Origin of the sequence: Micromonospora craterilacus (assembly GCF_003236315.1) — a bacterium.
Classification (GTDB): domain Bacteria; phylum Actinomycetota; class Actinomycetes; order Mycobacteriales; family Micromonosporaceae; genus Micromonospora; species Micromonospora craterilacus.
In genome coordinates this window covers 1-927 of the sequence record NZ_POTY01000512.1, presented here as the reverse complement: position 1 = coordinate 927, position 927 = coordinate 1, and the positions used below count along the sequence as shown (strand labels likewise).

At 68.6% G+C, this 927-nt stretch carries 1 protein-coding gene; it reads left to right on the top strand.

Going from position 1 to position 927, the window contains the following annotated elements; all coding sequences use genetic code 11:
- Positions 1-37: 37 nt before the first annotated feature.
- A partial coding sequence (locus C1I95_RS34155) for an acyl-CoA desaturase (protein WP_233514079.1) occupies positions 38-927 on the top strand: 890 nt, incomplete at its 3' end.

The window sequence follows — 927 nt, the reverse complement described above, 5'->3', positions numbered from 1 at the left end:
GCCGGCGGTCGTCGATCGCCGCGATGTCCCCCGCACCGTGAACGAACCCAAGCCCCTGCTCGCCGCGCCGCAGACCAGAGCAGGCGCGGTCACGATCTGGATCTTCGTCGTCACCCCGTTCATCGCTCTCCTCGCCGCCATGCCGGTCGCGTGGGGCTGGGGGCTGTCCGGGCTCGACCTGACCTTGGCGATCACCACCTATCTGATCAGCGGGTTCGGCATCGCGGCCGGATACCACCGCCACCTGACCCACGGATCGTTCAAAGCGCGGCGCGGACTGCGTATCGCGCTCGCCGTAGCGGGATCGCTCGCCGTCGAGGGTTCGCCGACACAGTGGGTCGCCAATCACCGCCGCCACCACGCCTTCTCCGACCGCGAAGGCGACCCCCACTCGCCCTGGCGCTACGGCACCAACGTCACCGCGGTGCTCAAGGGCCTGTTCCACGCCCACATCGGCTGGATGTTCCAGCGAGAGCTGAGCAACCGCTCCCGCTTCGCCCCAGACCTGCTCGCCGACCACGACATCCGCATAGTCGACCGCCTCTTCGGGCCACTGGTCGCAGTGTCCCTGCTCACCCCCGCACTGATCGGCGGCCTCGTCACCAGCACCTGGGCAGGCGCGCTGAGCGCCTTCTTCTGGGCCGGACTAGTCCGCATGGCCGTGCTGCACCACGTCACCTGGTCGGTCAACTCCATCTGCCACGTCGTCGGCGACCGGCCCTTCGCCAGCAAGGACCGAGCCACCAACTTCTGGCCCCTAGCGATCCTCTCCTTCGGCGAAAGCTGGCACAACTCCCACCACGCCGACCCAACAGGAGCCCGCCACGGAGTCCTACGCGGCCAACTCGACCCCGCCGCCCGACTCATCTGGATCTTCGAGAAGCTCCGACTGGCCCACGACGTGCGCTGGCCAGTGCCCGAACGGCT